The sequence below is a fragment of the Mycobacterium sp. E802 genome, assembly GCF_001666875.1.
In the GTDB taxonomy this organism is placed as follows: domain Bacteria; phylum Actinomycetota; class Actinomycetes; order Mycobacteriales; family Mycobacteriaceae; genus Mycobacterium.
In genome coordinates this window covers 1-669 of sequence record NZ_LZJD01000058.1, presented here as the reverse complement: position 1 = coordinate 669, position 669 = coordinate 1, and the positions used below count along the sequence as shown (strand labels likewise).

The following is a 669-nucleotide window of genomic DNA, read 5'->3' as shown; positions in this document are numbered from 1 at the left end:
ACATGAACGGCATGCCGGAAACGCCTGCCGTGCACGGTGTTGCCCTCCATCTGGTCATACGCCACCTCACATACCCGCTCGGGTCGCAGCGGTACGAACGACAAATCCTTGCCGGCGTTCCAGCGTGAGCCGCCGCCATATCTGCGGGCCGCATCCGGGTCGGCGGCCACCTGCGCGGCCCAGTTCCATGGATGATGCTCGAAACTCGTTACCAGCGGCTGCAATTCGGTGAACAGCTTGCGCCGGGTCGCCATCGGAAACGCCCCGATGACGCCGACGGAGGCCAGCTCACCGTCGTCGGTGTAGAGCCCGAGCAACAGCGAGCCGACGGCGTCGTCCGCGGATTTGTGGACGCGGTAGCCGGCGACCACGCAGTCGGCGGTCCGCTCGTGTTTGATCTTGAACATGACGCGTTTGTCCGGCTGGTAGGTCAGATCGAGTGGTTTGGCGATCACGCCGTCCAGACCCGCCCCTTCGAACTCGTCGAACCAGCGCTGCGCGGTCGGGAGGTCGGTCGTGGCGGGGGTGACGTGAAACGACGGTCCGGTACCCAGCGCGCCGACCAGGGCGGCGCGCCGCTCGGCGAACGGCTTTCCGGTGTAGTCGTCGTCCCCGAGGGCCAGCAGATCGAAGGCGATGAACGCCGCCGGCGTCTGCTCGGCGAGCATC

At 66.8% G+C, this 669-nt stretch carries 1 protein-coding gene; it reads right to left on the bottom strand.

The window, feature by feature from the left end; genetic code table 11:
• Window positions 1–669 (bottom strand): ATP-dependent DNA ligase (locus tag A5699_RS08635; RefSeq protein WP_157561161.1); only part of this gene is annotated, 669 nt, incomplete at both ends.